Source organism: Lysobacterales bacterium, from assembly GCA_019634735.1.
Taxonomy (GTDB): Bacteria; Pseudomonadota; Gammaproteobacteria; order Xanthomonadales; family UBA2363; genus Pseudofulvimonas.
The window spans coordinates 218,643-244,862 of the sequence record JAHCAT010000002.1 but is presented as its reverse complement, the minus strand read 5'-3'; the positions used below and the strand labels follow the sequence as shown (position 1 = coordinate 244,862).

Genomic DNA, 26,220 nt, shown 5'->3' with positions numbered 1-26,220 from the left:
TCGCCGCCGATGCGGGTGCCGCGGCGTCAATGCACGCGCCGGCGCAGGTAGTTGAGCAGGTCGATACGGGTGATCAGGCCGCAGAAGCGCTCGCCGTCCATGACGATGGCGACGTGGCCACGGTCGAACAGCGGCATCAGCGACTCCACCGGCGCGGTCACCGGCAGCTTCTCCAGCTTGGTGACCATGGCGGTGCGGACCTCGTCGCGGAAGCGGTCCTCGTTGCCGTAGACGTGCATCAGCACGTCGGATTCGTCGAGGATGCCGACCAGGGTGTCGCCGTCCATCACCGGCAACTGCGAGATCTCGTACAGCTTCATGCGCTGGTAGGCGGTCACCAGCAGGTCGCCGGGGCCGATCACCACGGTGTCGCGCTGCGCGTAGGGGCGCATGATCAGGTCGCGCAGGTCGCCGGTCGGCTGCCGCTCGAGGAAGCCGTTGTCCAGCATCCAGTAGTCGTTGTACATCTTCGACAGGTACTTGTTGCCGGTATCGCAGACGAAGCAGACCACCCGCTTCGGCTCGGACTGCTCGCGGCACCAGCGCAGCGCCGCGGCGAGCAGGGTGCCGCTCGACGAGCCGCCCAGGATGCCCTCCTTCTCGAGCAGCTCGCGGCCGGTCAGCAGACTCTCGCGGTCGCTGATCGCGTAGGCCTTGCGAACCCGGCTGAAGTCGGAGATGGACGGCAGGAAGTCCTCGCCGATGCCCTCGACCAGCCAGCTCCCGGACTTCTCGCTGAGGGTGCCCTCGTTGATGTATTCGGCCAGGATCGAGCCGACCGGATCGGCCAGCACCAGCTCGACGTGCGGGGCGACCCGCGCGAAGTAGCGCGACAGGCCGGTCATGGTGCCGGAGGAGCCGCAGCCGAACACGATGGCGTCCATGTCGCCGCCCATCTGACGCCAGATCTCCGGGCCGGTCTGTTCCTCGTGGGCGCGCGGGTTGTCCGGGTTGCCGAACTGGTTGATGAAGTAGGCGCCGGGGGTCTCGCGGGCGATCCGCTCGGCGAGGTCCTGGTAATAGTCGGGATGGCCCTTGGCGACGTCGGAGCGGGTCAGCACGACCTCGGCGCCCATCGCCTTGAGGTTGAAGATCTTCTCCCGGCTCATCTTGTCAGGGACCACCAGCAGCAGGCGGTAGCCCTTCTGCTGGGCGACCAGGGCCAGGCCGATGCCGGTGTTGCCGGCGGTGCCCTCGACCAGGGTGGCACCGGGCTTGAGCTCGCCGCGCGCCTCGGCCGCCTCGATCATCGACAGGCCGATGCGGTCCTTGATCGAACCGCCGGGATTCATGCACTCGAGCTTGAGGTAGAGCTCACAGGGGCCGGTGTCGAGCTGGCGCACGCGCACCATCGGCGTGTTGCCGATCAGCTCGAGGACGCTGTCGTGGGTCATGGTCTGGGTGGCGGTCCGTTGGCGGCCGGGCCGGCCCGTGCATCCGGGAGCCCAAGGCCATGAAGGAGCCGCGATTGTAGCCCTTCGGGCACCGCTGCCGGCGCGCACGGGCTGGCCGCAATGGCGGGCCGGGGCGGCGCCGGCGCGCCCCACCCCCGCTGAGGGCGTGGCCCGGCGCGATGCCAGGAGACTGGCGGGCCGTTCCCCGAGGGACCTGGTCACCCCTCCCGGGCGGCGGGTTTGCCACGGTCGCGCGATCGCGCTCCGCAGCAGCCACCCGCCGCGCAGGCTGCGTCAGTGTGCGGCAGCCTGGTCCTGGTGTTCGAACATGTGGGTCAGGCGATCCTTCGCCCAGAGCTTCTCCTTCTTCATCCGGGCCAGGGTGACGTCGTCGATCGGCAGCACGCCCAGCTCGGCGTCCTGCACCTTCTTGTCCAGCTCCTGGTGGCGCTGGTAGAGGCTGCGGAACTCCGGATTGGCGCTCATCAGCGACTCGACCTGGTCCTTCTGGTTCTCGAACATCAACGTTCTCCTCATGGTGGGACGGCCGGCGTCCGGACGACGCACACGGCGACGTCCGGCCCGGGGCCGGTGGCGGAAATTCCCGATGTGCGCCCGAAGGGCAGCCCTGCCCGCAGGGTGGGCGCGACTTTGCTGTCGGATCGCGGATCAGTCTGCCTGCCTGCCACCGCCCCGTGGCCGCGGCAGGCGCCACGGCGACGGGGCTGGCAGTGATCAAGGATCTGGGTCATGGCGGTCCGCGCGGGCACAGGGCCGCGCGATCCCTACGCTACTCCTCCAAGGCCGCCGGCACAAGCCCACGTTAAACGCGGTTTAACCGTATTTTCAATGACTTGCGCGGCCCTCCCGGCGACCGGTCGGCGCCTTGGCGGATTCCGTTATGATCCTGCGCAGGCGGCCCGGTGGCCGCGAGCCGGGGGAGCTGGGCCATGGATGTCGATCCGTATCTGCGCCTGATGGTGGACAAGGGCGGCTCGGACCTGTTCCTGAGCGTCGGCGCGCCGCCCTACCTGAAGGTCGAGGGCCGCATGCGCGCCGTCGGCTCGACCGCGCTCGCCGCAACCGCCGTCGAGGCGTTCGCCAACGCGCTGATGGACGACATGCAGGCCGCCGAGTTCGAGCGCGCCTGGGAGATGAACCTGGCAGTCAGCCGGCCGCAGATCGGCCGCTTCCGCGTCAACATCTTCCGGCAGCGCAACGAGGTCGCGATCGTCATCCGCAACGTCAAGACCGACCTGCCCCGCATCGAGAACCTGGGCCTGCCGCCGATCCTCAAGGAACTGGTGATGCGGCCGCGCGGCCTTATCGTGGTCGCCGGCGCCACCGGCTCGGGCAAGTCGACCACGCTGGCGGCGATGATCGACCACCGCAACGAGCAGGCCAGCGGCCACATCCTCACCATCGAGGACCCGGTCGAGTTCCTGCACCGGCACAAGCGCTCGCTGATCAACCAGCGCGAGGTCGGCTTCGACACCCACAGCTACCACACGGCCCTGCGCAACGCGATGCGCGAGGCGCCCGACGTCATCATGATCGGCGAGATCCTGGACAAGGAGACCATGGAGGCGGCGATCTCGTTCTCCGAGACCGGCCACCTGTGCCTGACCACCCTGCACGCCAACAACGCCGACCAGACCCTCGACCGCATCCTCAGCTTCTTCCCGGAAAGCACCAAGCACACCACGCTGATGAACCTGTCGATGAATCTGCAGGCGATCGTCAGCCAGCGCCTGTGCGTGGGCGTCGACAGCCGCCGGGTGCCGGCGGTGGAACTGCTGATCAACACGCCGCTGACCCGCGACATCATCCGCGGCGGCCGCCTCAACGAGCTCAAGGAAGCGATGGAGCGCAGCCTGGAGAACGGCATGCAGAGCTTCGACCAGGCCCTGTACCGGCTCTACCAGGAACGCCGCATCAGCCGCGACGAGGCGCTGGCGCACGCCGATTCCCGCGAAGGCCTGGCCCTGCGCATGCGCCTGAGCGAGGGCGCCAGCACGCTGAACGATGCGGAGCAGGAGGCGATGTACTGAGGTGACGGTAGTTGGGGACTGGGGACTGGGGACCGGGGACCGGGGACCGGGGACCGGGGACTGGGGACTGGGGACCAGGGACCGGGGACCGGGAAAGCCGGGAGCAGGAAACCGGAACTCGAACCCCGGCACCCCGATCTGGGGAATAGTGAAGTCGAGCGCAGTCTGCGCTCCACATCCTCCCCGAGGACAAGAGAAACACGGCCTTCCAGCGAGCAGTCGCCTGACCCCTCGATCTCCCCGCCCCGACCCTGCACAATTCGAACGCCGTCTCCTTTTTCGGACCGCTGCTCCCGCTCCCCGCTCCCCGTTCCCCTTCCCGCTCCCCCTCCCTGGTCCCTGGTCCCTGGTCCCTGGTCCCTGGTCCCTGGTCCCTGGTCCCTGGTCCCGGCTTTCCCGGTCCCCGGTCCCTGGTCCCCGGTCCCCGCCCCCCTGCTGCGCTAGTCTGACGCGTCCGATCCGATCGAGCCCTCGAACGCCATGGCCAGCGACCGCACCGAGCCCGCGCCGCGCCCGCGCAGCCGCAAGCAGCGCCCGGAAATCAGCCGCCAGGAGCGCGTCAACGCCCTGCACCGCAAGCTGAAGGCGGCGCGCCGGCCGATCCCGCTGCGCCAGCTCCAGGACGAACTGGGCTGCGCGCGCGCCACCCTGTACCGGGACATCGCCTTCCTGCGCGATGCCCTGGGCGCGCCGATCGTGCTCGGTGGCGAGCCCAGCTCGGCACGTTACGTCGAACGCGAGGGCGACAGTTTCGAGCTGCCCGGCCTGTGGCTGTCCAGCGACGAGCTGCACGCTCTGGTGGCGCTCTACGAGATGGCCTCGCGAAGCTCCGGCGCCGGCCCGCTGAACGAGGCGCTGGCGCCGCTGCGCGGCCGCATCGAGAAGCTGCTGGCCGCCGAGTCCGGGCGTCCGGGCTGGCCCGAGGGCCGCATCCGCGTGGTCGCCTCGGCCGCACGCCGGCTCGATGAGGCGGTGTTCCGGACCGTGGCCAGCGCCACCCTCTCGCGGCATCGCCTGCGTTTCGACTACAGCGCCCGCAGCACCGGTCGCGCCGGCCAGCGCCTGGTGTCGCCGCAGCGGCTGGTGCACTACCGGGACAACTGGTACCTGGACGCCTTCGACCACGGACGCGAGGCCCTGCGCAGCTTCGCGGTCGACCGCATGGGCAATCCCGAACAGCTTCGTGAAGCAGCCGATGACCTGCCGGCCGAGCAGCTCGACAGCCACCTGGTCGGCGGCTACGGCATCTTCTCAGGGCCGGCCCGGGCGACCGCCGTGATCCGCTTCTCGGCGCGCGCCGCCCGCTGGGTCGCCGACGAGCGCTGGCACTCGCGCCAGCAGGGCCAGTGGCTGCCGGACGGCCGCTACGAACTGCGGGTGCCCTACAGCAACCCCCGCGAGCTGCTCGGCGATGTGCTGCGCCACGGCGCCGACGCCGAGATCGTCGAGCCGCTGCCGCTGCGCGAGGAAGCGCGCAGCATGCTGACCCTGGCCCTGGCGGGTTATCGTGGCGACTTCGAGCTGGAATCCCCCGGCGCCGGCGGCGGCTGAGCGCCGTGGCGGCGATCATCGCCATGCTGCTGGCGCTGGCCGCCGGCTGGGGCTGCCGGCGGCGCGGCCTGTTCCCGCCCGGCAGCGCCGAGGCGCTCAACCTGTTCGTGCTGTGGGTGTGCCTGCCGGCGCTGGTGCTGGCGCGGGTGCCCGGACTGACCCTGCGCAGCGAGCTGCTGGCCCTGGTCGCGGTGCCGTGGGCAGTGACGCTGGCGATCGCCGCCTGCGTGCTGCTGCTCGGCCGCCTGCTGGCCTGGCCTCGGCCGGTGATCGGCTGCCTGCTGCTGATGGCGACGCTCGGCAATACCTCGTTCCTGGGCTTCCCGCTGATCACCGCCCTGCTCGGCGCCGAGCAGGTCGGGCTGGCCGCGGTCTACGACCAGTTCGGCACCTTCCTGCTGGTCAGCACCTTCGGCCTGCTCGTGCTGGCCGCCTATGGGGGGCAGCAGCGCCCCGGACCTGCGGCGATCCTGCGCCGGATCGTCGGATTCCCGCCTTTCCTGGCCCTGCTCGCGGCCCTGGCACTGGGCGCTCCGCTGCCGCCAGCCGCGCAGGCGGTGGCCGAGCATCTGGCAGCGCCGCTGCTGCCCCTGGTGGCGTTCGCCCTGGGCCTGAAGCTGCAACTGCGCCTGCCGCCCGGCCGATGGACGCCCCTGCTGGCCGGACTGACGCTCAAACTGGTGCTGATGCCGCTGCTGGCCTGGGCGATCCTGCTGGCCCTGCCGGTGACGCCGCAGGTGCTCGCGGTAGGCGTGCTGGAAGCGGCCATGCCGCCGATGTTCACGGCCGCGGCGCTGGCCATGGCCGCCCGCATGGAGCCGGAATTGACCGCCGCCATGGTCGGCTACGGCCTGGTGCTGGGCCTGGCCACGGTGCTGCTCTGGGCCCGTCTCGTCAGCTGAGCGCCGCGCGTGGTCCCGTGATCCGACGGTCGCAGCCGGTGCGACACGGCGTGGGGACACTGGCCTTCGTCCTCCAGGAAGGCCCGCCATGCGCTCCGGACTCGCCCGCCCCCTGTCGTCCCCCGGCCACCACCTGCTTGCCGCCTGGGCGGCACTGGGCGCCGTCGTGCAGGCCTGCCTGCCACCGTTGCAACGACTCGATACCTTCGCGGGTCCTGCGGCGTTGTGGCTGTGGGTGCTGCCGCTGGCGAGCCTCGCCCTGGCCTGGCTGCTGGCACCGGGCCGCCAACCCGCCGTTGCCCGCCAACCGGCCCGCCGTACCAGTCGCGGCCGGGCGTCGTCGGGTCTGCTGACGAGTCCTGGTCCAGGGTCTTCGCGCAGCGTGTCCAGGGCTCGCGTGCCAATGCGGCCGGCGCCCGCCACGCGATCCAGGGTCGGCTGAATCGGCACGGCAGGCATCGGTGTCGCCGAGTCCTGGGCTGTGGCCGGCGCGGGACCGGTCCGGCTCGCCTTTGCAGGACCGCCTGCGGCCGGTGACCCCGAAGGACGATCCCCGAACTGCGCCAGACCGGCGACTCGATGAATGGCCCGGACGGGCGATCATCCCCGGGCGGTCAGGGCAGCGGACGTGCTACCAGACCGCCGAGCGGGCTCAGTGTGACGCTGTAGCGGGCGCCGTCGCGCATCGGCAGGTAGGCGCCGCTGCCGTACTCGGTATCGACGAAGGGCAGCCAGCGCGGATGCCGGCTGGCCAGCGACCACAGGTCGACCATGCCATCACCGGCCAGGTCGTGGACGCTGCGGCCGGGCGCGCGCTCCCGCTCCAGGTCGTGCCAGCGACCGCTGAGGCGGTCCAGGCGGTAGACCGGGTCGAGTCCGGCCAGCACCGCCCAGGGACGCCACTTCACCACCCGGGCGTCGAGCTGCCAGTCGTCGCCGGCCAGCTGGTAGCGTGCGCTGCTGCCGTCCGGCTGCGCCAGCTCGACCTCGTACAGCCCTTCGCCGAGCTGGCGGAATGCCAGCTCGGCCACCAGGGTCTCGCCGGTGAGCCGGCCATAGCCGTGCAGCGCCAGGGCGAGCAGCAGGACCAGCAGCGCCATGCCATCCAGGACCAGCAACAGCAACAGGCGGCTGACCACGCGGCCGGGGCGGCGCGCACGCAAGGCGCGCAGCAGCGACACCAGGGCGGCCATTCCGGCCAGCGCCAGCGCCACCCCGACGGCGACCAGCAGGGCGAACGGCGAGATCGGCAGTCCGAGCATGTCCATGCACCCGAGTGTAGTGCGCGCCGCGCCGCCAGCCACCCGCTCGCGACGCGGCGCCGGCCAGGCTTCCCTATACTGCCGGCATCGAGCAACCATCAGAGGATCCCATGCGCGCATTCGTGCTTCTGGCCTGCCTGGCCGCGTTGACCGCCTGCGGCAACAAGGGCGACCTGTACCTGCGCGACCCGATCGCGCCGCCGGCGATGACGCCCGCGGAACTGGCCGCCGCCAAGGCCGCCGCCGAGGCCGATGCCGCCCGCAGCGGCCCGTCCGAGCCGGAACCGCGCCGTGAGCGGCGTCGTCGCACCGAGTCCCTTGCCCGGGACATCTGAGTCCCGGCCCGCACGGCCCATGCCCCTGCGCTTCACCAAGATGCAGGGCGCCGGCAACGACTTCGTCGTGGTCGACGCCCGCGCCGGCATCGCGCCCGACCCGGAGCTTGCCGTCCGCCTCGCCGACCGCCACTACGGGGTCGGCTGCGATCAGGTGATGATCGTTCTGTCGCCGCGCGAGGCGGGCTCGGTGGCTGCCTATGCCGTGGTCAACGCCGACGGCAGCAGCGCCCGGCAATGCGGCAACGGCGCCCGCTGCGTCGCCGCCTGGCTGCACCGCGACGGCGCGTTCGTCGACGCCGCCGTGCTCGACGGGCCGAGTGGCGCCGTCGCGGTGCGCCGCAGCGACCAGGGCGAATTCGAACTCGACCTCGCGGTCCCCGACTTCGAACCGGCCGCCCTGCCGGTTCTGGGCGCCAGGCAGGCAGCCGATGGCCTGCACCTGAACGTGGCCGACCTGGAGCTGGCCTTCGGGGCGGTCGCCATCGGCAATCCGCACGTGGTGATCGAGGTCGCCGACGTGGTCGACGCGCCGGTCGACCTGGCGTTCGCACTGCAGGCGCATCCCGCCTTCCCGGAGGGCTGCAACGTCGGCTTCGCGCAGGTGCTGGCGCCCGATCTGCTGCGCCTGCGGGTGATCGAACGCGGCGTCGGCGAGACCCTGGCGTGCGGTAGCGGCGCCTGCGCCGCCCATGCCTGGCTGCGCCGCTCCGGCCGCATCGGCCCGGATACCCGTGTCGAACTGCCCGGCGGCACCCTTGGGGTGCGCTGGAACGGCGAGCCGGGCGAACCGGTGCGCCTGCGCGGCCCGGCCGTTTTCGTCTTCGAAGGGGAGCTGTGGCCATGACCGACAACCGCGATCCCGCGACTTCGCCGGGACCGACCGCCGCGGAGGTGGCCGGCTATCTGCGCCGCCACCCGGACTTTCTGAGCGACCACCCCGACCTGGCCCTGACCCTGTTGGTGCCCAAGGACCACGGCCACGGCCGGGCGGCCTCGCTGGCTGGCTACCAGCTGGAGGTGCTGCGCGACAAGAACCGCGAACTCGCCCAGCGCATCAAGGTGCTGGTCGCCATCGCCAGCGAAAACGAGACGTTGATGCGGCGGGTGCACGCGCTCAACCTCGCCCTGATGCGCGCACGCGGGCCGGCCGAGTCGATGCGCCGGCTGGTCGCGGCCCTGCGCGAGGATTTCGCGACCGAGCAGGTGCGCGTGCTGCTGCACCATCCCGATCCGGAGCTGCCCGCCGCCGAGTGGCTGCTGGCGGTTCCGGCCGGCGACCCCTCGCTGGCGGCGATCGCCGACGTCATCGAGCGCGGCGAACCGCTGTGCGGACGGCTGACTGCGGCGCAGGCCGTCCTGCTGTTCGAGGACCCCGAGTCGATCGGCAGCTGCGCGCTTCTGCCGCTGCCCGGCCTGGGCCTGCTGGCGATCGCCAGCGCCGACCCGAACCGCTTCCACCCCGGCCAGGGCACCTTCTTCCTGGACCTGATCGCGCAGACCGTGGCCGCGGCCCTGCGTCGGCACGGTTGAACCACGATCATGGCCGGCGCTGCGCCAGGCTTCGATCCGGTCGCCGACGTCGAGGCCTTCCTTCGCCACCTGGAAGTGGCCCGGCGACTGAGCCCGCACACGCTGTCCGCCTACCGCCGCGACCTGCGCCGTCTGCTGGTCTGGGTCGGCGAGCAGGCGCTGCCGGGCTGGCAGGCACTGGCCACCGAGCCGCTGCGCGGCCTGGTCGCCCGTGAGTACCGCCGCGGCCTTTCCGGCCGTTCGCTGGCGCGCTGGCTGGCGGCGCTGCGCAGCTTCTGCCGATGGCTGCTGCGCGAAGGCGCGATCGCCCACAACCCGGCAGTCGGCCTGCGCGCGCCACGCAGCGGCCGACGCCTGCCGCGGGTTCTGGATGCCGACGCGATGGCCGCCTTCCTGGATGGCCTGGGCGACGCCGATGGCGACGATCCCGTGCGCGGCGCCCGCGACCGCGCCCTGTTCGAGCTGGCCTATTCCTCCGGTCTGCGCGTCAGCGAACTGGTCGGTGCCCGCTGGCGCGATGCCGATGCCGGGCTCACCGAACTGCGCGTCACCGGCAAGGGCGGCAAGACCCGCGTGGTGCCGGTGGGTGCCGCCGCGCGCACCGCCCTGGCGCGTTGGCGCGCGCTGTCCGGCGGCGCCGACCACATTTTTCCGGGCCGGGCCGGTGGCCATCTCTCTGTGCGCACGGTGCAGGCCCGACTTCACCACCTGAGCCTGGTCCACGGGCTGCCGCAGCGGCTGCACCCGCACCTGTTGCGACACTCCTGCGCCAGCCACGTGCTGGAATCCTCGCAGGACCTGCGCGGCGTCCAGGAACTGCTCGGCCATGCGGACATCAGCACCACGCAGGTGTACACGCACCTCGACTTCCAGCACCTGGCGCGCGTCTACGATGCCGCCCATCCACGCGCGAGACGCAAGCCGGACTGACCCGCCGCGCAGGGCACCGCCCCTTGCAATCGCGTCGGCAAGGCCCAAGATCGGCGTTTCCATCCGCTGCGGAGCACGACCGTGAGCCAGACGCCCAGCTTCCACGCCACCACCATCGTCTCGGTGCGCCGCGACGGCCGGGTGGTGATGGGCGGCGACGGCCAGGTGACGCTGGGCAACACGGTGGTCAAGGCCAATGCCCGCAAGGTCCGCCGCCTGGGCCGCGACGGCCGCATCCTGGCCGGCTTCGCCGGCGCCACCGCCGACGCCTTCACCTTGTTCGAGCTGTTCGAGGCCAAGCTGGAGAAGCACGGCGGGCAACTGGTGCGCGCCGCCGTCGAGCTGGCCAAGGACTGGCGCACCGACCGCCGCCTGGGCCGCCTGGAGGCGATGCTGGCGGTGGCCGATGCCGAGGCCTCGCTGCTGATCAGCGGCAACGGCGACGTGCTCGAGCCGGAGGACGGCCTGATCGCGATCGGCTCCGGCGGCCCCTATGCCCAGGCCGCCGCCCGCGCCCTGCTCCACCACACGTCCCTGGATGCCCGCGCCATCGTCGAGAACGCGCTGGAGGTGGCCGGCGAGATCTGCATCTATACGAACCAGAATCGGGTGGTCGAGGAGCTCGGGATGTCGATGGGGACCGGGGACCGGGGACCAGGGACCGGGGATCGCACCTGAGGGCGCTCTTCGCACATCCACCCCAGACTGCCCGTCCCCTGTCCCCTGTCCCCTGTCCCCTGTCCCCTGTCCCCTGTCCCCTGTCCCCTGTCCCCTGTCCCCTGTCCCCTGTCCCGGCCCTCAAGCATGTCCGCCATGACCCCCCGAGAAATCGTCCAGGAGCTGGACAAGTTCATCATCGGCCAGCACGCCGCCAAGCGGGCGGTGGCGATCGCCCTGCGCAACCGCTGGCGGCGCATGCAGCTCGATCCGGGGCTGCGCGAGGAGGTCACGCCGAAGAACATCCTGATGATCGGTCCGACCGGCGTCGGCAAGACCGAGATCGCGCGGCGACTGGCGAACCTGGCCGGGGCGCCGTTCATCAAGGTCGAGGCCACCAAGTTCACCGAGGTCGGCTACGTCGGCAAGGACGTCGAGCAGATCGTCCGCGACCTCGCCGACGCGGCGGTGAAGATGCAGCGCGACCGCGCCAAGGCGCGCGTCCGCGCCCAGGCCGAGGATGCCGCCGAGGAGCGGCTGCTCGATGCCCTGTTGCCGCGCCGACAGCAGCACAGTGGGCCGATGGGCTGGACCGAGCAGGCCGCCGACGCCGACGACCCGCAGGCCGACACCCGGCAGAAGCTGCGCAAGCAGCTCCGCGAGGGCACCCTCGACGAGCGCGAGGTCGAGCTGGAACTGGTCGCCGCCGGGCCGGGCATCGATATCATGGCGCCGCCCGGCATGGAGGAGATGACCGGCCAGTTGCGCGAGATGTTCAAGTCGCTGGGCGGCGGTCGCACCCAGAAGCGCCGCCTGAAGGTGAAGGCGGCCCTGGCCCAGCTCGTCGAGGAGGAGGCCGGGCGCCTGGTCAACGAGGACGAGGTGCGCGAGTCCGCCATCCACAACTGCGAGCAGAACGGCATCGTCTTCATCGACGAGCTCGACAAGGTCTGCCGGCGCAGCGACGTGACCGGCGCCGACGTGTCCCGCGAGGGCGTGCAGCGCGACCTGCTGCCTTTGGTGGAAGGTTCGACGGTCGGCACCAAATACGGTCCGGTGCGCACCGACCACATCCTGTTCATCGCCTCCGGCGCCTTTCACCTGGCCCGGCCCAGCGACCTGATCCCCGAGCTGCAGGGCCGCTTCCCGATCCGCGTCGAGCTGTCGGCGCTGACCGTGGAGGACTTCCGGCGCATCCTTGCCGAACCGGACAACGCCCTGACCCGCCAGTATTCGGCCCTGCTGGCGACTGAGGGGGTCGCCATCGAGTTCACCGACGAGGGCATCGCGCGGCTCGCGGAGATCGCCTGCGCGGTCAACGAGCGCACCGAGAACATCGGCGCCCGGCGCCTGCACACGGTGCTGGAGCGTCTGCTCGACGGCATCTCGTTCGAGGCCCCCGACAAGGCCGGTGAGCGCTACGTCATCGATGCCGCCTACGTCGACGCCCACCTCGCCGCGCTGGCCGGGCACGAGGACCTCAGCCGCTACATCCTCTGAGCGCCGGCGCAACGGCGCCGGATCGCCTCCTGCCTGCGACGGCATTGCGCGCTTGGCGCCGAACCCGGCCGCTGGCGCCGGGCGGCATCCGCGCGGTGCGTCCTCGTCCTCAGGGCAAGCCGGCAGGCACGACGGGCCCGGCGACGGCGGGCGGGCAGCCGGGTGCGCCGGCAGCGCGCTGGCACACAGTCTCGCGCAGCTGCGCGACCCGGCGCACGGTGGACTCCGGCGCCGCCGCCAGGGCCGCCAGGACCGCCTCGGCGCGGCCCAGCGCCTGCGCCGCCTCGGCGACCCGGTCCTGCGCCAGGCGCACGCCGACCAGGGCGACCAGGGCGTTGGCCTGGTAGGCATGGGGTTGGCTGGCGTACAGGCGGTCGGCCATCGCCACGGCCTCCTCGGCGGCGGGCGCCGCCTTGTCCAGACGGTCCAGGTCCAGGGCCTGCATGGCCAGGTTGGTGATCGGCGTGACCACCAGCGCGTGGTCGCCGGCGAAGCTGCGCCGGTGCATCGCGACCGCCTGCTCAAGCAGGGCCATCGACGTCTCCGGGTCGCCGCGGGCCCGCGCCAGCCGCGCGCGGTTGTTCAGCACGATGGCCGGGAACGGGCCGCCCTCCGGATAGACGCGCTCGAACACCGCCTGCACCTGTGTGTACAGCGCCTCGGCGCGGTCCAGGTCGCCCTGGCCGCGCGCGGCGTGTGCGAGGTTGCCCAGGGTCTGGGCGCGGGACGCCTCGGGCACCGCGCCGGGGTGCGCCGCGTCGATGTCCACGGCGCGCTGCAGCAGCGCCTGCGCCTCGGGGAAGCGCTCCTCGATCAGGCGCATGGTCCCGTAGTCGTTGAGCAGGCGGGCGGCGAGCTGCGCGGTGTCCGCGGCCACCGTGCCGAGCCGGCCCAGGGCCTGCTCGAACAGGGCGGAGGCCTCGTCGAAGCGGCTCTGGTCCTTGCGCAGCGAGGCCAGCCGCCCGAGCGCCTGGAGCGTGCGCGGGTCGTCGTGGCCATGCAGGGCGCTCGCCTCGGCAAGCGCGCGTTCCAGCTGGCTCTGGGCCGAATCCAACCGGAACCGGCCCAGCATGCTGTCGGCCAGGACCAGGCGGATGTCCAGCGCCAGGTCCGGCCGACCCTGGAAATGCTGCTCCAGGCGCGCTGCCGCCTCGTCCAGGGCCTGGCCCAGGGTCAGTTCGGAACCGGCCAGGTAGGGGTTGGAGACATTGATGACCTCGGCCAGGAAGGCATTGACGCGCCCCAGGTCGGCGACCGCGAGCCGGGCCTGCCGGGCCTGCGCCATCGCCACCGCCGCTGCCGCGACGATGGCCGCCAGGGCCAGGCCGGCCGCGACGCTCGCGGCCCGGTGCCGGCCCAGGAAGCGCATCAGCCGGTAACCGGTGGAGTCGGGATGGGCCAGCACCGGCCTGCCGTCCAGCCAGCGGCCCAGGTCGTCGGCCAGTGCCTGGGCGGTCTCATAGCGGCGCACCGGGTCGAGGTGCAGGGCCTTGGCCACGATCCGCTCGAGGTCCGGCCCGGATACCGCCAGTCGACGCTGCCTTTCGGCGTCGGGCAGGTCGGCGCCGGCCAACGCCTGGCGAAGCGGGCGCGGCGCAGTGCTGCTGACCAGCCGCTCGGCCTGGGCGAGCCCGGCGCCGTCAAGGATCCACGGTCGTGTTCCGGTCAGCAGCTCGTACAGGACGACGCCCAGCGAGAAGATGTCCGAGGCGGTGGTCAGCGGTTCGCCGCGCAGCTGTTCCGGGCTGGCATAGGCCGGCGTCATGGCCGAAAGCTGGGTGGCGCCGGTCCCGGCGTCGCCACCCTCCAGAAGGCGGGCGATGCCGAAATCGAGCAGGCGCGGCTCGCCGTCGGCACCGACCAGGATGTTCTGCGGCTTGAGGTCGCGGTGCACGACCAGGTGCCGGTGCGCGGCCTGGACGCCGGCGCAGACCTTGCGGAACAGCGCCACCCGGGCGCGCAGGCCGAGACCGGCCGCATCGCAATGGGCCAGCAGGCCGGCGCCCTCCACGTACTCCATGACCAGGTACGGCAGACCGTCCGGACTGGTTCCGCCATCCAGGACCCGGGCGATGTTCGGATGGTCCAGACGCGCCAGCAGGCGGCGCTCGGTGGCGAAGCGCTCGTGCAGTGCCGCCTCCAGGCCGGACGGCGCGCCCGGACCACCGGGCCGTACCAGCTTGACCGCCGCCTGCTGCTCGTAGCTGCCGTCCGCACGTCGCGCCAGGAACACCACGCCCATGCCGCCAGCGTCCAGCGGCCGGACGATCTCCCAGGACCCCAACCGTTCGCCGGGACCGGGGAGGCCGGTCAGCGGGTCCGCTGGCGCCTGGCCAAGAAAGCGGTCGGCGCGTGTCTGCAGGGCCAGCAGGCGTTCGAGCCGCAGGCGCAGTTCCGGCGCCAGCCCGGCCGCGTCCAGCCACGCTGCCCGCCCGGACGGCGGCAGTTCGAGCACCTGTTCGAGCAGGTCGAGCACCTTCCCTTCGGATGCCGGCTCGTCGGCCATGGTCTCCTCCCGACCCGCATCGGCAGTCTAGCCCGGTTGTTGCATGAGCACGCGTGGCCGGGGCGCCGGGTTCGCGTCGCGGTGCGCAGACCGGCGGCCACAGCGGCGTCCACATGGAACATCCGGGCCAGCCCTGGGCCGTCCGGATGCGCCCCGGCTCGTTACACTGCCGGCCATGCCGGAACCGGTGACGCAATGGCTGGCGCAGTGGCAGGACGGCGACACCGGCGCCGGCGACCGTCTGGTCGCGGCGCTCTACCCCGAACTCCACCGCCTGGCGGACCGTCTGTTCCGGCACGAGCGCATCGGCCACACCCTGCAGCCGACCGCCCTGGTCAACGAGGCCTGGTTGCGGCTGGCCGGCGGCCAGCCGCCCACCGCGCAGGTCCGTGGACACCTGATGGCATTGGCTGCGCGGGTGATGCGCGAGATCCTGATCGACCATGCGCGCGGCCGCGGGCGTGGCAAGCGCGACGGCGGCGCCCGGGTCAGCCTGACCCAGGTCGATCTGCCCGCCGAGGCGCCCGGGGTCGATCTTCTCGACCTCGATGCCGCGCTCGCACGGCTGGAAAACGTCGACCCGGAACGCGCGCGCCTGGTGGAACTGCGCTACTTCGGCGGCCTCAGCATCGAGGAAACCGCGCAGGCGCTCGGTCAGTCGCCAGCCACGGTCAAGCGGCACTGGCAGTCGACGCGACTTTGGCTGTACGAGTCGATGGTCGCCGGCCAGTAGCCCGGGCGCGACAGCGGGCAGTGAAACGCCCGCTGCCGGTCCGGCAGGACCCGGCCTAGACTGGCCACAGGCCCCACCACCAGGAGAACCCGGAGGCTGCGACCGCTGCCAACGCGACCAGCCCGCAGGCCAGCTTGCCGGCGCGACCCTGGCCACCGGCCAGCACCAGGACCAGGGCGAGCAGGCCGAGCGCGCCGGCCACCGGCGCCGCCCAGGCGGCCCACAGTGCCCAACCGGGCAGGCCGAACAGCAGCATCGCCGGTGTCGCGCGCGCTGCCAGCGCGGCCGCCACGCCGATGCCCGCACCGTGTCCGACCGTAGCCAGCGCGGCCAGGCCGGTCGCCCAGCGCGGCAGACTGCCCGCCGGCCGCGGCGCGCGGTCGATGCGGCGCCCGAGCCAGGAGAACAGCAGCACGACCAGGCCGAGCAGTGAAATGCCGAAGGCCAGGCCGGCCCAGGCCAGGTACGGCAGCAGCGCCTTGCGCGGCTGCTCGGCGACGAAGGCGACGCCACGTGCGAACGCCTGGGTGGCCCAGTACGGCGCGATGTAGGTGGCCGCCTTGCCACCCTCCTCGACGCAATCCATGCGCAGGGGGGCGGCCGGGTCGTCGAAGAACGCGTTGAGGAATTCGCCACCGCACTTGAGGGAGCGGGTCGGCCCGTGGCCGGCATGCGGGAACTCGACGTAACGGGCGTTGCCCAGCCGCTCGGCCACATAGCGCGCCAGCGGCGGCGGCGTCACCGGGTCCCAGGCGCCGTTGGCGACGACGATCGGCAGGTCGGTCTGCAATGGCGCATAGTCCGCCCCGGTGCGCATCGGCAGGCCGGCCTGTGCGCAGGCCGCCGGTGCCTCGGCGGCCAGTTCCAGGCTGGTGAAGGCACGCGCGAGCACCGGCTGCTCGGCGTGCTCCTCGGCGACCTGGCGCGCCATGGCGTCCATGTAGCCGTCCTGGCAGCGGATCGCCATCGACATGCCTGCGCCGAAGTCGTTGCCGCCCGGGCCGCCAAGATCGGCGCCCAGCGCCAGGGCCTTGAACACCACCGGGTCGCGGCGCTCGACGGCATCGATCAGGCCTTCGATGATCGCCGGCAACGCCGCGTGGGTCTTTTCCTCATAGAGAAGCATGAACGGCAGGCCGGCGACCAGGTCGGCATGGAGCACCGCCCGCCCGCCAGGCCAGGTCTCGGAGGGTTGCACGTCCAGGACGACCGGCTGCTCGAGCACCGCGGCGATCGCCGCCTCGTAGCGCCGGCGCTGGTCGGGGTAGGCGGCCGCGCAGGCGGGCTGCGCCGCGCAGGCCGCATCCAGCTTGTCGAGGTCGCGGGCGTACCAGCGGCCGATGCGCATCAGGTCGCCCATGTCGATCGGCACGATCGCGTCGATCACCATGGCGCGGATGCCCTCGCGATCGATCCTGGCCAGCGCCTGGCCGAGCACCGAGCCGTACGAGATGCCCCAGACGTTCCAGTCGACCAGCCCCAGGGCGAGACGAAGCGCACGCACGTCGCGGGCGTTCTCGATGGTGTTGTAGCCGCGCAGGTCGACGCCCTGGGCACGGGCCTGGTCGGCGCAGGCGCGCGCTTGCTCGAGCTCGACCCGCTGCTGAGCCACGTAGTCATCGCGCACCTTGTCGGCGCGGTTGCGGCTCCCATAGAAGCGGCAGAACTGGCTCGAGCTGCCGATGCCGCGCTGCTCCAGGATGTACAGGTCGCGGCGCTCGACCAGCCGATGGTCCTTGAAGCGCTGCACGTAGTAGGTGGCCGGCGCGCCCGGGCCGCCGGTCAGGTAGATCACCGGGTCGGCGCGCTTCTCGACCGTCTTGCCGTCGGCATCGCGACCCTTGGCGAGGATCCGCACATAGTGCAGCTCGATGCTGCGGCTGCCGAAAACCTCGCGGTTTTCCGGCACCTGGATCAGACCGCACTCGATCTCGCCAGGGCGGTAGTCGATCTGGCCCCGGAACGGGCAGACCACCGGCTCGGCGCGGGGCGCACGCAGCCACTCGATGGCCGGCGGTACATCGTCACCAGGCAGGGCCAGCGGGTCGCCGGCCAGCGCCGCCGGGGGCGGGGTCGGTTCCGGGATCAAGGGCGCGGCGATCGCCTCGTCGAATTCCGGCGGCGCAACCGGCGCGTCGGGCGGCTGGGCGGCGAGTGCGGACGCGGCCAGCAGCAGGACTGCGGCCGGCAGGCCGATGCGCATGGACATGGGGACCCTCCCGGGAATGGACCGCGCAAGCATAGCCGCCCGCGCGCGGCGCGGTGGGGCGCCCCCCCTATGCTTGCTGGCCGCGTCGCCCGCCGAGCCCCACCGCCCGACCATGCACCCACTCAAGCGCCTGCTTGGCCATGCCGCCGATCGCCGCGGCGACATCCGCCTGGCGACCGTCTGGTCGGTCCTCAACAAGGTGTTCGACGTCCTGCCGGAGATCCTGATCGGCGTCGCCGTGGACGTGGTGGTGAATCGCCACGACTATTCCGGCCGCAGATCGAGTCTCGAGCAGACTGGCCAATCTGATAATCCGCTCGCTGGTGCAACCGGGGTTGCCCGGCGACACCACGGTTGAGGAGGGCCCTCTCACCCCCAGGCCGGACCTCGGACGAGGGTGCCCGCCGTGAGTCCAATCGGGTGGTTGCGACGGTCTGCGCCCGGCCAGACAGGACGCATCGATGCGCCTGCGGCGCCGCACGTTGCCCTGACCGGCCCGAACCGGGCGCCTGCTGGCAGCCAGGAAGAGACACCAGGCGTGGCCTGGCGATGTTCGGTTCGTCGAGGACGGGCGTTTGAGCAGGCAGGTTCCCCTTCGAGGATGTGGCCATGAAGCGCTCCCCCGTGTTCTCCTCACGATTCATCAGCACCCTGTGCGTTGGCGTACTGCTGCCGACATTGGCGTTGTGCGAGAGCGCCCAGCCACCAAGGGCTGGACTGTCGGTTCCGGCGCCCAGCGAGGCGGCGCTCACCGACGAGCTGTGGGACCAGCTGATCGCCCTGGACAACGGTCTCAGCGACCAGGACATCGCGGACCTCCTGGGCGGATTGCTCCCACAGGCAATAGAAGATGCCTTGGTGCAGGGCGGCCCCTCGGCCACCGGCTACAGCCCGCACCGCCGGTGGCGCCGCGGCAACGTCGCTGCCGGGTTCGGGATCGATCAGTTCAACCAGCCCGATGCTGGTGTGTATCGCGCCCGCGCAGCCACCCGGATGCCCGGCGGGGAGATCCTGGTGGTCGGCGAAAGCACGAGCACCAACAACGTGACCCATGTGGCGCTGGTGCGCTACGACAGATACGGACGCCGCGTGGCCTGGCCCCACGTCCAGACGAACTACTCGTTGGCCAGCGGTGAGGCTGCCCGCTTCCCGGGCAACGACACCGCCTCAGGCTGGGGCGTCACCCGCTTCATTCACTCAGTCCAGGATGTCCTGATCCAAGGTTCATTCATCTACGTGCTGGCCACCCAGCTCCAAAACGGCCAGCGCCGCCCGATCATCATCCGCTTCAGCCTCGGGGGCAGTCACTACAGCTGGTCCTCGTCGAACCCTGACTCCGAAACGATCCGGGACGCCGTGGCGATGGACAGCAACGGCCAGCAATTGATCGTGCTCGGCCGGCGCAGCACCTCGGCGACCAGCGAGAACGGCGGATTCTGGGTCACGCGCTGGGACATCAACGCCAACGGCAGCCTCTCGCAGGGCTCGGTGACGACCTTCCTGCCAGGGCGACGCATCCCGGCGGACATTCGCTTCCGTCGCCAGAGCGCCGTGTTCCTCGACTCAAGCTACTACGTCGCCTACACCTTCAATACCGGTTCGAGCACAACCTCGGGCCGATACCCCTGCCTGCTGCGTGTCAACGCCAGCGACCAGGCCGATGCCGGTTTTGCGCCCAGCGGAATCGTGTGCTCCATGGTCTGGGACGGCGGCAACAACGTCGACCGTGCCGTAGCGCTGCACAATCGTGCCGTCGGGGTCGGGTCGAATACGTCCGAGCACCTGTTTCTTTCGGTGGATGTCGACCGCGACCTAGCCAACGGCATCGGTGTGCTGAAGCTGGTCGATGGGGTCTTCGACAGCAGTTTCGGGCCCTTGGGCCGACGGGTCTATGGCGGCTGCGCCGGCTTCACTCCGCAACTCTTTCCGGTCGGCGAAGGCTGCGGCGCCTTGCCGGCCTCCACGCACACCCTGCATATCGCCGCCGGCCGGGGCTTGCACGTCGATAGCAGCGGCGTCTACGTCACCGGCTATCTCCTGCGCAACCCCAGCAGCGGCCCGACCATCCGCCGCCCGATCTTCATGCATGTCGACGCCAACGACGGCAGCTTGAACTCCCTGCAGAGCATCGGCGTGTTTCCCGGTTCGCAGTTCACCGCGCTGGTGCCGCGACCGGGCGGCAGCGAGTTCACGCTGGCCGGCTGGGCTTCGGATGAAGACTCCAACGGCGACACCGGGCCGAAGCGCTTTCTGACCTCGCACATCGTGCGCAACAGCGACCTGATCTTCTACGACGGGCTGCAGAGCGCACCGGATCTGTAGTGGTCTGATTTGGAGACGCCATGAGCACCCGAATCGCCATGCACTACGGCAACTCCCTTGCACGGGCGTCGCGCCTGGCCTTGGCGCTGTTCCTAGGCCTGATCACGATGACGACACAGGCCGGCGTCCTGCCGGACGGCGATGAGTTCGTGGTCAGCAACGACACCACCTTCAACAAGGAACGCACTGCACTGGCCGCCGATGCCGCCGGCGTCTACATTGCCGCCTGGACCAGTTTCAATCAGGACGGTAGTTTCCTGGGGGTCTATGCCCGGCGCTTCGATGCCCAAGGCTTGCCGCTGGGGGACGAGTTCCAGGTCAACACCGACTGGGATCGTCACCAGTCGGAGCCTGCAGTGGCCGTCAGCGCAGATGGCAGCTTCGTTATCGTCTGGGAGAGTCAGCAACTCATCGCCGGTCAGGTACGCTGGATGATCCGCGGCCAGCGATTCGCCAGCAACGGCCTGCCGCAGGGCGGCGAGTTCCAGGCCAATGCCGGTACCGGCAGCAATCATCGCCGACCCACGGTGGCTATGGCGCCCGACGGCGCCTTTGTCATCGCCTGGGAGTCTACGTCCAGCGACGGCGGCTTCGGCTACTTCGGCCAGCGCTACGCGGCTGATGGCACGCCGCTGGGAGGCGAATTCCAATACCGCAGCGGCGGTCAGACCGCTACAGCGCCATCGCTGGCCCACCTTCCGGACGGAGGCTTCCTGGCCGTCTGGCCGCAGTGGAGTGGCGGTCAGTATGCCATCGAGGCGCAGCGCTTCTCGGCCTCGGGCAGTCCGCAGGGCGGGACGATCGTGATCAGCACCGCCTCTGCCCAGATCAAAACCGCGCCCAGAGTGGTCGTCAATGGCCATGGAGCGGGCCTGGTCATCTGGCGGGAGCGGCCTGCCGGAAGCCAGCTCAACGGGATCGTCGCCCGCAGGCTGGACGCCAGCGGCCAACCAGCAAGCACGATCTTTCAGGTTCACCAGTTCGAAAGCCAGAAGCAGGGCATGGTGCCGGCCATCGATGCGGGGGGAAACGCGCTGGTCGTCTGGGCCAGCGCGCTACAGGACGGGACGCCGTGGAGCATCTATGCACGACACGTTCCGGCCGACGGCTCACTGACCTCGACCGAGTTCCGGGTCAACACGACTGTAGTCGGTTCGCAGTTCTGGCCCTGGGTGGCAATGCAGCCTGATGGTCGTGCGATGGTGATCTGGGACAACGGCGATGCGCCTCACCGCCAGCAGATCCACGGTCAGCGCCTGCGCAGCGCGAACCTGATTTTCGCAAACGGCTTCGAAACTCCGCCCCTGCTCGGCAACCTGGCCCATTGATGCTGGTGCCACCAGGCCAAATCATCCGGACAGCCTGGCCTGCTTCCAGAGCACCGCCACAAGCGTTGGCCTTTGTTGCACCGACGACAGCCTTGCACTGCGGTACCCGTCAGTTGGGCGAGTCCGCGAGCGCAAGCGTTGGGCAGTGTCTGGCTCTTCAGGCAGGCCCCCTTGTGCTCCACGATACCCAGTACCACAGCATGGGCGGGCAGGCGCTCGGGCCGGATCGCGCCGTCGAAGCGGTCGACCCGCTGGCACACCTGTCGGGCCCGGTGGGCGGCCAGACCATCCCGGACGATGAGCAGTGGCATTTCGATCTGCCGCTTGAGGGGGTCGGGAAACCCGATGATCTACGCGCTCTCGATCGAGCCCTTGACGGGTCTGAAGCAGGTGTTCAAGCAGGTTCCGCCGGCCATTGCCGACAGGCCTCTGTGCCGCAGCGGCGATGCAGCATGGGCGATTCCCCTAGCGGATCCTGCAGCGCCTCCTCGCAGCCCGCGCGCAACAGGGTCGCTCAGCGCGCCGCCCACTGGCGCGAGAGCTACAGCCGGCAGGCGAACTCTACTTGCGGCAGACACTCGTCCAGCAGCTTCTCGCCATTCGACCGCCTCCGCCGCTGCTCCCTGCCAGGGCAGGTTCTCGCTCATGCCTACCGGCCATGATCCCGATCGGGAAGGTTCGACCGCGAAGCGCGGAAGAACGTTACCCGTCTGGGCAATTGCCAGTTTCGCGCGAGACCTGACCGTCGGGATCGCGGTTCGGATCCCGGTTCAGAGGCAGCGCCGACCCTAGACAAACGTCCATCGCGACGCCTGACTATCTTGGTCTCCGCGCACCCAGGAAAAGCGCCAGGTGCCGGTGTTCGTGCCCGGCCCGCGCCTCGATCAGATAGTCGCCCGGCGGCAGGGGCGCACCGCGCGGGCCGGTGCCGTTCCAATGGAGGGTGACGGTGCCGGGCTGATGGTCGGCATCGGCAAGCCGGCGCAGCGGATTGCCCTTGCCGTCCAGAAGATGGACCTCGAGCCGCGCCGGTCGACCGAGCTCGACGGTGATATCCCATCCGCCCTCACGACCCGCCGGACTGGCGTGGAGCGCCACGAGGGCAGCGCCTGGATCGAACTCGATGGCGCCCAGGTCGACCAGCGGCGCCGCGCCGTTGCCGCTGTCGGGTGTGTCGGGATCGTCCCGGAAACGCGGGTTGCCGGCCAGGTCGGCCAGGACATCGGCCGGCACGGCGAAATTGTCGCCCGCGTCGATCGCCGGTGAGCCGGCCAGCGGCGCCCAGTCTGCCTGCGCATCCAGCAGCGGGTCGCCCTCGCGATTGCCGTCGCCGAGCGACGCCGCGAACGGCGTGCCCTGGTAGAGCGACCAGGCCAGCTGCGCCTGGCCATTGCCGGCAGTGGGCGAGACCTGGCCGGCGAGGATGCTGTTGGCGATCGACGGAAACGCGTTGTAGGTGGTGAACACGCCGACGAAGCCGCCGTTGTCGGCCAGGGTGATGTTGACCAGTCTGGGGCTGGCGGCATTCGCGTAGACCACGCCGGTCCCGCATCCGCACGCCAGCGCATTGCCGGCGAACAGGCTGTTGAGTATCTCGAGATTGCCGCCGCCGGCGACATAGAGGGCGGTGCCGAAGGCCGCGACATTGTCGAGCAGGCGGCTGCGGTCGATGCGTCCACTGCTGCCCGTGGCATAGATGGCACCACCGCCCGAGGTGCGCAGGATCCAGCTGCCGGGCGAGCTGCCGGCATCGGCCCGGCCGTTACCGATGAAATCGTTGCCGACCAGATCGAGGCTGGCGTGTCCGGCGTACAGGCCGCCGCCGAAGCTGCTGGCGGTGTTGCCGACGAACAGCGAATCCGTCATCCGCACTGCCGCGCCCCAGAGCACCGCTGCGCCGCCGCCGAACTGCACGGCCGTGTTGTCCTCGAAGCGGTTGTCCAGGGCGTCCAGGGCGCCGCCCTGGACGTACAGGCCACCGCCCTGCAGGGCCGTGTTGCCCGACAGGCTGTTGCCGACCAGGGCAGGTGCGCCGTCGACGACGCTCACGCCGCCGCCCAGCACCCCGGCGTTGCCGGTGATGAGGTTGCCCTCGAGCGTGGGCGAGGCCCCGACGATGCGCACGCCGCCACCCGGACCTGCGCCCATGGATCCGCCCTGGCCGAAGCCACCGGTCACCGTGAAGCCACGCAGGACCGCATCGCGGCCTTCGCCGTTGGCGAAGGTGACCACGAAACCCGCCGCGCCTTCGCCGTCGATCACGGTGTCGGCCGGTCCCGCCAGCGACTCGACGACGATGTCCTTGCCACCGAAGTCCACGGGGCCGGGCCAGGTGCCCGGGTCGACCAGGACACGGTCGCCGGCCTGCGCCAGGGCGATCGCCGCCTGGATCGACGGCGCATCGGCCGGCACCCGGATATCCGCGGCTTCAGCATGAATGCCGGTCAGGACGAGAAACGTCACGCCTGCGGCGCGAACAGGCCAGGAAAGGTGCATAGCGGACCTCCGGGTTCGCCCGGCACTCCAGGGCTGCGGTGCCGGCCGGCTGTACCGTGGCACGGCCTGCGTGGACGCGACGTCCAGGTTTCGTTACAGGCGCGCCTGGGTGGCCGCGGCCGGCGCCGGCCAGTCATGGGAGAATCGTTGCGGCATGGCCGGCCGCATCCCCTCCCAGTTCATCGACGACCTGCTCGCCCGCGTCGACATCGTCGAAGTGATCGAGCAACGCGTTCCCCTGCGCAAGGCCGGCCGCGACTGGCAGGCGCGCTGCCCCTTCCACGACGAGCGCTCGCCCAGCTTCACGGTGAGCCCGGCCAAGCAGTTCTACCACTGCTTCGGCTGCGGCGCGCACGGCAGCGCGATCCGCTTCCTGATGGAGTACGACCGCCTGGAGTTCGTCGATGCGGTCGAGGAGCTGGCGCGGCGCGCCGGCCTGACCGTTCCCTACGAAGGCGGGGCGGCGCCCCGCCGGGACGACGGCGGCCAGGCCTACGCCCTGCTGGAGGCGGCGACCGCCTGGTTCGAAGCCGCGCTCGCACGCAGCGACGGGGCGCTCACCTATTTCGAAAGACGCGGCGTCAGCGAGGCGCTGCGCCAGCGCTTCCGCCTGGGCTACGCGCCGGGCGAGTGGGACGGCCTGCGCAGGGCGCTGGCCACCTCGCCCGACCGGCACGCCGAGCTTCTGCGCCATGGACTGCTCATCGAGGGCGGCCGCAACGGCAGCTACGACCGCTTCCGCGACCGCGTGATGTTCCCGATCCTGGACCGGCGCGGACGGCCGATCGCCTTCGGTGGCCGGGTCCTCGAGGCCGCCGACGGGCCCAAGTACATGAACTCGCCGGAGACGCCGCTGTTCCACAAGGGCCGGGAGCTGTTCGGCCTGTGGCAGGCCCGCCAGGTCGGCAGCCGACTTGCCCGGCTGGTGGTCGTCGAGGGCTACATGGACGTGATCGCCCTGCACCAGCACGGCATCACCCAGGCAGTGGCCACCCTGGGCACGGCGACCACGCGCGAACACGCCGAGTTGCTGTTCCGCAACGCGCCCGAGGTCTGCTTCTGCTTCGACGGCGACCACGCGGGCCGCCAGGCGGCCTGGCGGGCGCTGGAGTCGGCCCTGCCCCGGCTGACCGACGGTCGCCAGGCCGGCTTCGCGTTCCTGCCCGAGGGCGAGGACCCGGACTCGCTGGTCCGCAAGGAAGGCGCCGCCGGCCTGGAGACGCGACTTGCCGCCGCCACCCCCTTGTCCGAGTTCTTTTTCCAGGAGCTGTCCCGGGACACCAACCTGGCCAGCCTGGACGGCAAGGCCAAGCTCGCCGAGCGTGCCCGGCCCCTGCTGGCGCAACTCCCCGACGGCGTGTTCCGCGACCTGATGCTGGCCGAACTCAAGTCCCGCACCGGCAGCCTGCGGATACCCGCCCCAGCGGCGCCGGCGGCGCCCGCGCGAAGGCGCGTTCCGGCCCCCAGACGCAGCCTGGTGCGGCATGCCATCGCCTTGCTGATGCAGCAGCCCGCCCTGGCGCGTGCGGTCGAACCGCCGTGGCCGTTCGCGGCGCTGGACCAGCCAGGCATCGCCCTGCTGATCGAACTGCTCGACCTGTGCCGGGCCCTTCCGGAGGCGCACACCGCCAGCCTGCTCGAGCACTTCCAGGAGCACCCGGGACGCGAAGCGCTTGGCAGGCTGGCCATGCTCGACCTGCCGGGCGACCTGGACAGCTGGCGCAGCGATCTGGTCGGCGCCATCGAACGGCTGTCCGCCCAGGCCGAGGACCGGCAACTGGCGCACCTGCAGACGCTGCTTGCCGGCGGCGAGCTCGACGAGGCCGGCAAGCAGGCCCTGCGCACCCTGCTGCAGCGCAAGCACGCGCGCACCATCGCCGGTTGAGTCGAACGCCGGCGACCCTGCCGGCCGCGGGTGTTCGCTCGGGCTCCTTCCGGGATTCTGGACGGGAACAGCCCATGGAGACCCGAAATGCGAAAGCCCTGCCTGATCCGTCGATCCGCGCTGGCCGCCCTGGCCCTGCTCGCCCTTGCCCTGGCCCTGCCGCTGCCGGCCCAGGTCGGCAAGGTCGAACGCCATGGCGACCTGCATGTCGCGCCCGGACCGGGCATCTGGACCCTGGCGCGGGTGCGCGGCCCCGGGGCCTTCCTGGCCGCCGAGGTCACCGCGATGGGGACCGATGCCGCGCAGCTTGCGGCCTACGTCGACGTCGATGGCCGGCTGGTCTGGCTGACCGGACTGGGTGCCGGTCCCGCCCGCCTGGGCGGCCAGATCAACAGCGGCGTCGGCCTGGTCTACGACCCCGGCATGGCCGGCAGCGTGCGCGCCAGCTTCGGCCTGCCCGAGCCGATCGTGTTCGAGCGCGAGCTGCATGTTTACGTGCGCATCGAGGCGGGCACCGCGGAACGGGTGTTCGGGGCAGCGCTGACGGCAGGCGCCTGGTAGCCCCGGTCGCGGATACCGCGCGGCGGCTCCGCATGCCGCAACGGGGCGGCCATCTGCCGCGGCTG

The 26,220-nt window shown here is 71.2% G+C and carries 22 protein-coding genes; 16 read left to right on the top strand and 6 right to left on the bottom strand.

Translation table 11 applies throughout. The features are described 5' to 3' along the window. Positions 1-26 precede the first annotated feature (26 nt). Both KF823_03725 and KF823_03720 read right to left on the bottom strand, forming a co-directional pair. The gene (locus tag KF823_03725) at positions 27-1,394 is read right to left on the bottom strand and encodes a pyridoxal-phosphate dependent enzyme (GenBank protein ID MBX3725008.1); all 1,368 of its coding nucleotides are present in this window, start codon (positions 1,392-1,394) and stop codon (positions 27-29) included. 294 nt (positions 1,395-1,688) lie between these two features. After that, complete coding sequence (locus KF823_03720) at positions 1,689-1,916, bottom strand: YdcH family protein (GenBank protein ID MBX3725007.1); 228 nt, start codon at positions 1,914-1,916, stop codon at positions 1,689-1,691. A gap of 428 nt (positions 1,917-2,344) precedes the next feature. Between KF823_03720 and KF823_03715 the strand changes: the two genes are divergently transcribed. The 4 genes from KF823_03715 to KF823_03700 all read left to right on the top strand — a co-directional run bounded on the left by KF823_03715 (position 2,345) and on the right by KF823_03700 (position 6,340). Next, positions 2,345-3,445, top strand: a complete 1,101-nt coding sequence (locus KF823_03715) for a PilT/PilU family type 4a pilus ATPase (GenBank protein ID MBX3725006.1) — start codon at positions 2,345-2,347, stop codon at positions 3,443-3,445. Between the two features lie 540 nt (positions 3,446-3,985). After that, complete coding sequence (locus KF823_03710) at positions 3,986-4,996, top strand: YafY family transcriptional regulator (GenBank protein ID MBX3725005.1); 1,011 nt, start codon at positions 3,986-3,988, stop codon at positions 4,994-4,996. A 5-nt stretch (positions 4,997-5,001) separates the two neighbouring features. Next, the gene (locus KF823_03705; GenBank protein ID MBX3725004.1) at positions 5,002-5,898 is read left to right on the top strand and encodes an AEC family transporter; all 897 of its coding nucleotides are present in this window, start codon (positions 5,002-5,004) and stop codon (positions 5,896-5,898) included. 88 nt (positions 5,899-5,986) lie between these two features. Continuing rightward, positions 5,987-6,340 (top strand): hypothetical protein, encoded by a 354-nt coding sequence (locus KF823_03700; protein MBX3725003.1) that lies wholly within the window; start codon positions 5,987-5,989, stop codon positions 6,338-6,340. A 172-nt stretch (positions 6,341-6,512) separates the two neighbouring features. Here KF823_03700 and KF823_03695 read toward each other — a convergent pair whose 3' ends face one another. Further along, positions 6,513-7,166, bottom strand: coding sequence for a hypothetical protein (locus tag KF823_03695; protein ID MBX3725002.1), 654 nt, complete (start codon positions 7,164-7,166; stop codon positions 6,513-6,515). 104 nt (positions 7,167-7,270) lie between these two features. Here KF823_03695 and KF823_03690 point away from each other — a divergent pair, with 104 nt between their 5' ends. The 6 genes from KF823_03690 (at position 7,271) to hslU (ending at position 12,115) form a co-directional block, all read left to right on the top strand. After that, entirely contained in the window at positions 7,271-7,495 is a 225-nt protein-coding gene (locus KF823_03690; GenBank protein MBX3725001.1) for a lipoprotein, read from the top strand. 40 nt (positions 7,496-7,535) lie between these two features. After that, positions 7,536-8,342, top strand: a complete 807-nt coding sequence (gene dapF, locus KF823_03685; protein MBX3725000.1) for a diaminopimelate epimerase — start codon at positions 7,536-7,538, stop codon at positions 8,340-8,342. After that, positions 8,339-9,028: a DUF484 family protein gene (locus KF823_03680; GenBank protein MBX3724999.1), complete on the top strand. Its 690-nt coding sequence runs from the start codon at positions 8,339-8,341 to the stop codon at positions 9,026-9,028. The genes dapF and KF823_03680 overlap by 4 nt, the downstream gene beginning before the upstream one ends. A gap of 9 nt (positions 9,029-9,037) precedes the next feature. Further along, positions 9,038-9,958 (top strand): tyrosine recombinase XerC, encoded by a 921-nt coding sequence (locus KF823_03675; protein ID MBX3724998.1) that lies wholly within the window; start codon positions 9,038-9,040, stop codon positions 9,956-9,958. Positions 9,959-10,039: 81 nt separating this feature from the next. After that, entirely contained in the window at positions 10,040-10,636 is a 597-nt protein-coding gene (hslV, locus tag KF823_03670) for an ATP-dependent protease subunit HslV (protein MBX3724997.1), read from the top strand. 126 nt (positions 10,637-10,762) lie between these two features. Next, positions 10,763-12,115, top strand: coding sequence for an ATP-dependent protease ATPase subunit HslU (gene hslU, locus KF823_03665; protein ID MBX3724996.1), 1,353 nt, complete (start codon positions 10,763-10,765; stop codon positions 12,113-12,115). Positions 12,116-12,224: 109 nt separating this feature from the next. Here the strand turns inward: hslU and KF823_03660 are convergent, their stop codons facing one another. Further along, complete coding sequence (locus KF823_03660; GenBank protein MBX3724995.1) at positions 12,225-14,621, bottom strand: serine/threonine protein kinase; 2,397 nt, start codon at positions 14,619-14,621, stop codon at positions 12,225-12,227. A gap of 175 nt (positions 14,622-14,796) precedes the next feature. Between KF823_03660 and KF823_03655 the strand changes: the two genes are divergently transcribed. Continuing rightward, on the top strand, positions 14,797-15,354 hold the full coding sequence (locus KF823_03655; GenBank protein MBX3724994.1) for a sigma-70 family RNA polymerase sigma factor: 558 nt from the start codon (positions 14,797-14,799) through the stop codon (positions 15,352-15,354). A gap of 55 nt (positions 15,355-15,409) precedes the next feature. Here the strand turns inward: KF823_03655 and KF823_03650 are convergent, their stop codons facing one another. Beyond that, complete coding sequence (locus KF823_03650; GenBank protein MBX3724993.1) at positions 15,410-17,563, bottom strand: alpha/beta fold hydrolase; 2,154 nt, start codon at positions 17,561-17,563, stop codon at positions 15,410-15,412. A 73-nt stretch (positions 17,564-17,636) separates the two neighbouring features. Here KF823_03650 and KF823_03645 point away from each other — a divergent pair, with 73 nt between their 5' ends. The 3 genes from KF823_03645 (at position 17,637) to KF823_03635 (ending at position 21,213) form a co-directional block, all read left to right on the top strand. Further along, on the top strand, positions 17,637-17,921 hold the full coding sequence (locus tag KF823_03645) for a hypothetical protein (GenBank protein ID MBX3724992.1): 285 nt from the start codon (positions 17,637-17,639) through the stop codon (positions 17,919-17,921). 245 nt (positions 17,922-18,166) lie between these two features. After that, the gene (locus tag KF823_03640) at positions 18,167-19,885 is read left to right on the top strand and encodes a hypothetical protein (GenBank protein MBX3724991.1); all 1,719 of its coding nucleotides are present in this window, start codon (positions 18,167-18,169) and stop codon (positions 19,883-19,885) included. Between the two features lie 20 nt (positions 19,886-19,905). Beyond that, positions 19,906-21,213, top strand: a complete 1,308-nt coding sequence (locus KF823_03635) for a hypothetical protein (protein ID MBX3724990.1) — start codon at positions 19,906-19,908, stop codon at positions 21,211-21,213. A gap of 816 nt (positions 21,214-22,029) precedes the next feature. On the opposite strand, the gene KF823_03630 is transcribed toward KF823_03635, so the two are convergent. Continuing rightward, entirely contained in the window at positions 22,030-23,709 is a 1,680-nt protein-coding gene (locus tag KF823_03630) for a hypothetical protein (protein ID MBX3724989.1), read from the bottom strand. Positions 23,710-23,863: 154 nt separating this feature from the next. Here KF823_03630 and dnaG point away from each other — a divergent pair, with 154 nt between their 5' ends. Beyond that, positions 23,864-25,594 carry a DNA primase gene (gene dnaG / locus KF823_03625; protein MBX3724988.1) on the top strand — a complete coding sequence of 577 codons (1,731 nt, stop codon included), beginning with the start codon at positions 23,864-23,866 and terminating at the stop codon, positions 25,592-25,594. 87 nt (positions 25,595-25,681) lie between these two features. Further along, the gene (locus KF823_03620) at positions 25,682-26,155 is read left to right on the top strand and encodes a hypothetical protein (protein MBX3724987.1); all 474 of its coding nucleotides are present in this window, start codon (positions 25,682-25,684) and stop codon (positions 26,153-26,155) included. Positions 26,156-26,220 lie beyond the last annotated feature (65 nt).

What these genes read in the sequence shown, in the direction of transcription:
- KF823_03700 (MBX3725003.1), top strand. Translation starts at nt 5,987, where the DNA reads ATGCGCTCCGGACTCGCCCGCCCCCTGTCGTCCCCCGGCCACCACCTG.
- dapF (MBX3725000.1), top strand. Translation starts at nt 7,536, where the DNA reads ATGCAGGGCGCCGGCAACGACTTCGTCGTGGTCGACGCCCGCGCCGGC.
- KF823_03725 (MBX3725008.1), bottom strand. Translation starts at nt 1,394, where the DNA reads ATGACCCACGACAGCGTCCTCGAGCTGATCGGCAACACGCCGATGGTG.
- KF823_03675 (MBX3724998.1), top strand. Translation starts at nt 9,038, where the DNA reads ATGGCCGGCGCTGCGCCAGGCTTCGATCCGGTCGCCGACGTCGAGGCC.
- hslU (MBX3724996.1), top strand. Translation starts at nt 10,763, where the DNA reads ATGTCCGCCATGACCCCCCGAGAAATCGTCCAGGAGCTGGACAAGTTC.
- KF823_03715 (MBX3725006.1), top strand. Translation starts at nt 2,345, where the DNA reads ATGGATGTCGATCCGTATCTGCGCCTGATGGTGGACAAGGGCGGCTCG.
- KF823_03650 (MBX3724993.1), bottom strand. Translation starts at nt 17,563, where the DNA reads ATGTCCATGCGCATCGGCCTGCCGGCCGCAGTCCTGCTGCTGGCCGCG.
- KF823_03620 (MBX3724987.1), top strand. Translation starts at nt 25,682, where the DNA reads ATGCGAAAGCCCTGCCTGATCCGTCGATCCGCGCTGGCCGCCCTGGCC.
- KF823_03690 (MBX3725001.1), top strand. Translation starts at nt 7,271, where the DNA reads ATGCGCGCATTCGTGCTTCTGGCCTGCCTGGCCGCGTTGACCGCCTGC.
- KF823_03720 (MBX3725007.1), bottom strand. Translation starts at nt 1,916, where the DNA reads ATGTTCGAGAACCAGAAGGACCAGGTCGAGTCGCTGATGAGCGCCAAT.
- KF823_03655 (MBX3724994.1), top strand. Translation starts at nt 14,797, where the DNA reads ATGCCGGAACCGGTGACGCAATGGCTGGCGCAGTGGCAGGACGGCGAC.
- KF823_03630 (MBX3724989.1), bottom strand. Translation starts at nt 23,709, where the DNA reads ATGCACCTTTCCTGGCCTGTTCGCGCCGCAGGCGTGACGTTTCTCGTC.
- KF823_03660 (MBX3724995.1), bottom strand. Translation starts at nt 14,621, where the DNA reads ATGGCCGACGAGCCGGCATCCGAAGGGAAGGTGCTCGACCTGCTCGAA.
- KF823_03695 (MBX3725002.1), bottom strand. Translation starts at nt 7,166, where the DNA reads ATGGACATGCTCGGACTGCCGATCTCGCCGTTCGCCCTGCTGGTCGCC.
- dnaG (MBX3724988.1), top strand. Translation starts at nt 23,864, where the DNA reads ATGGCCGGCCGCATCCCCTCCCAGTTCATCGACGACCTGCTCGCCCGC.
- KF823_03680 (MBX3724999.1), top strand. Translation starts at nt 8,339, where the DNA reads ATGACCGACAACCGCGATCCCGCGACTTCGCCGGGACCGACCGCCGCG.
- KF823_03635 (MBX3724990.1), top strand. Translation starts at nt 19,906, where the DNA reads ATGAGCACCCGAATCGCCATGCACTACGGCAACTCCCTTGCACGGGCG.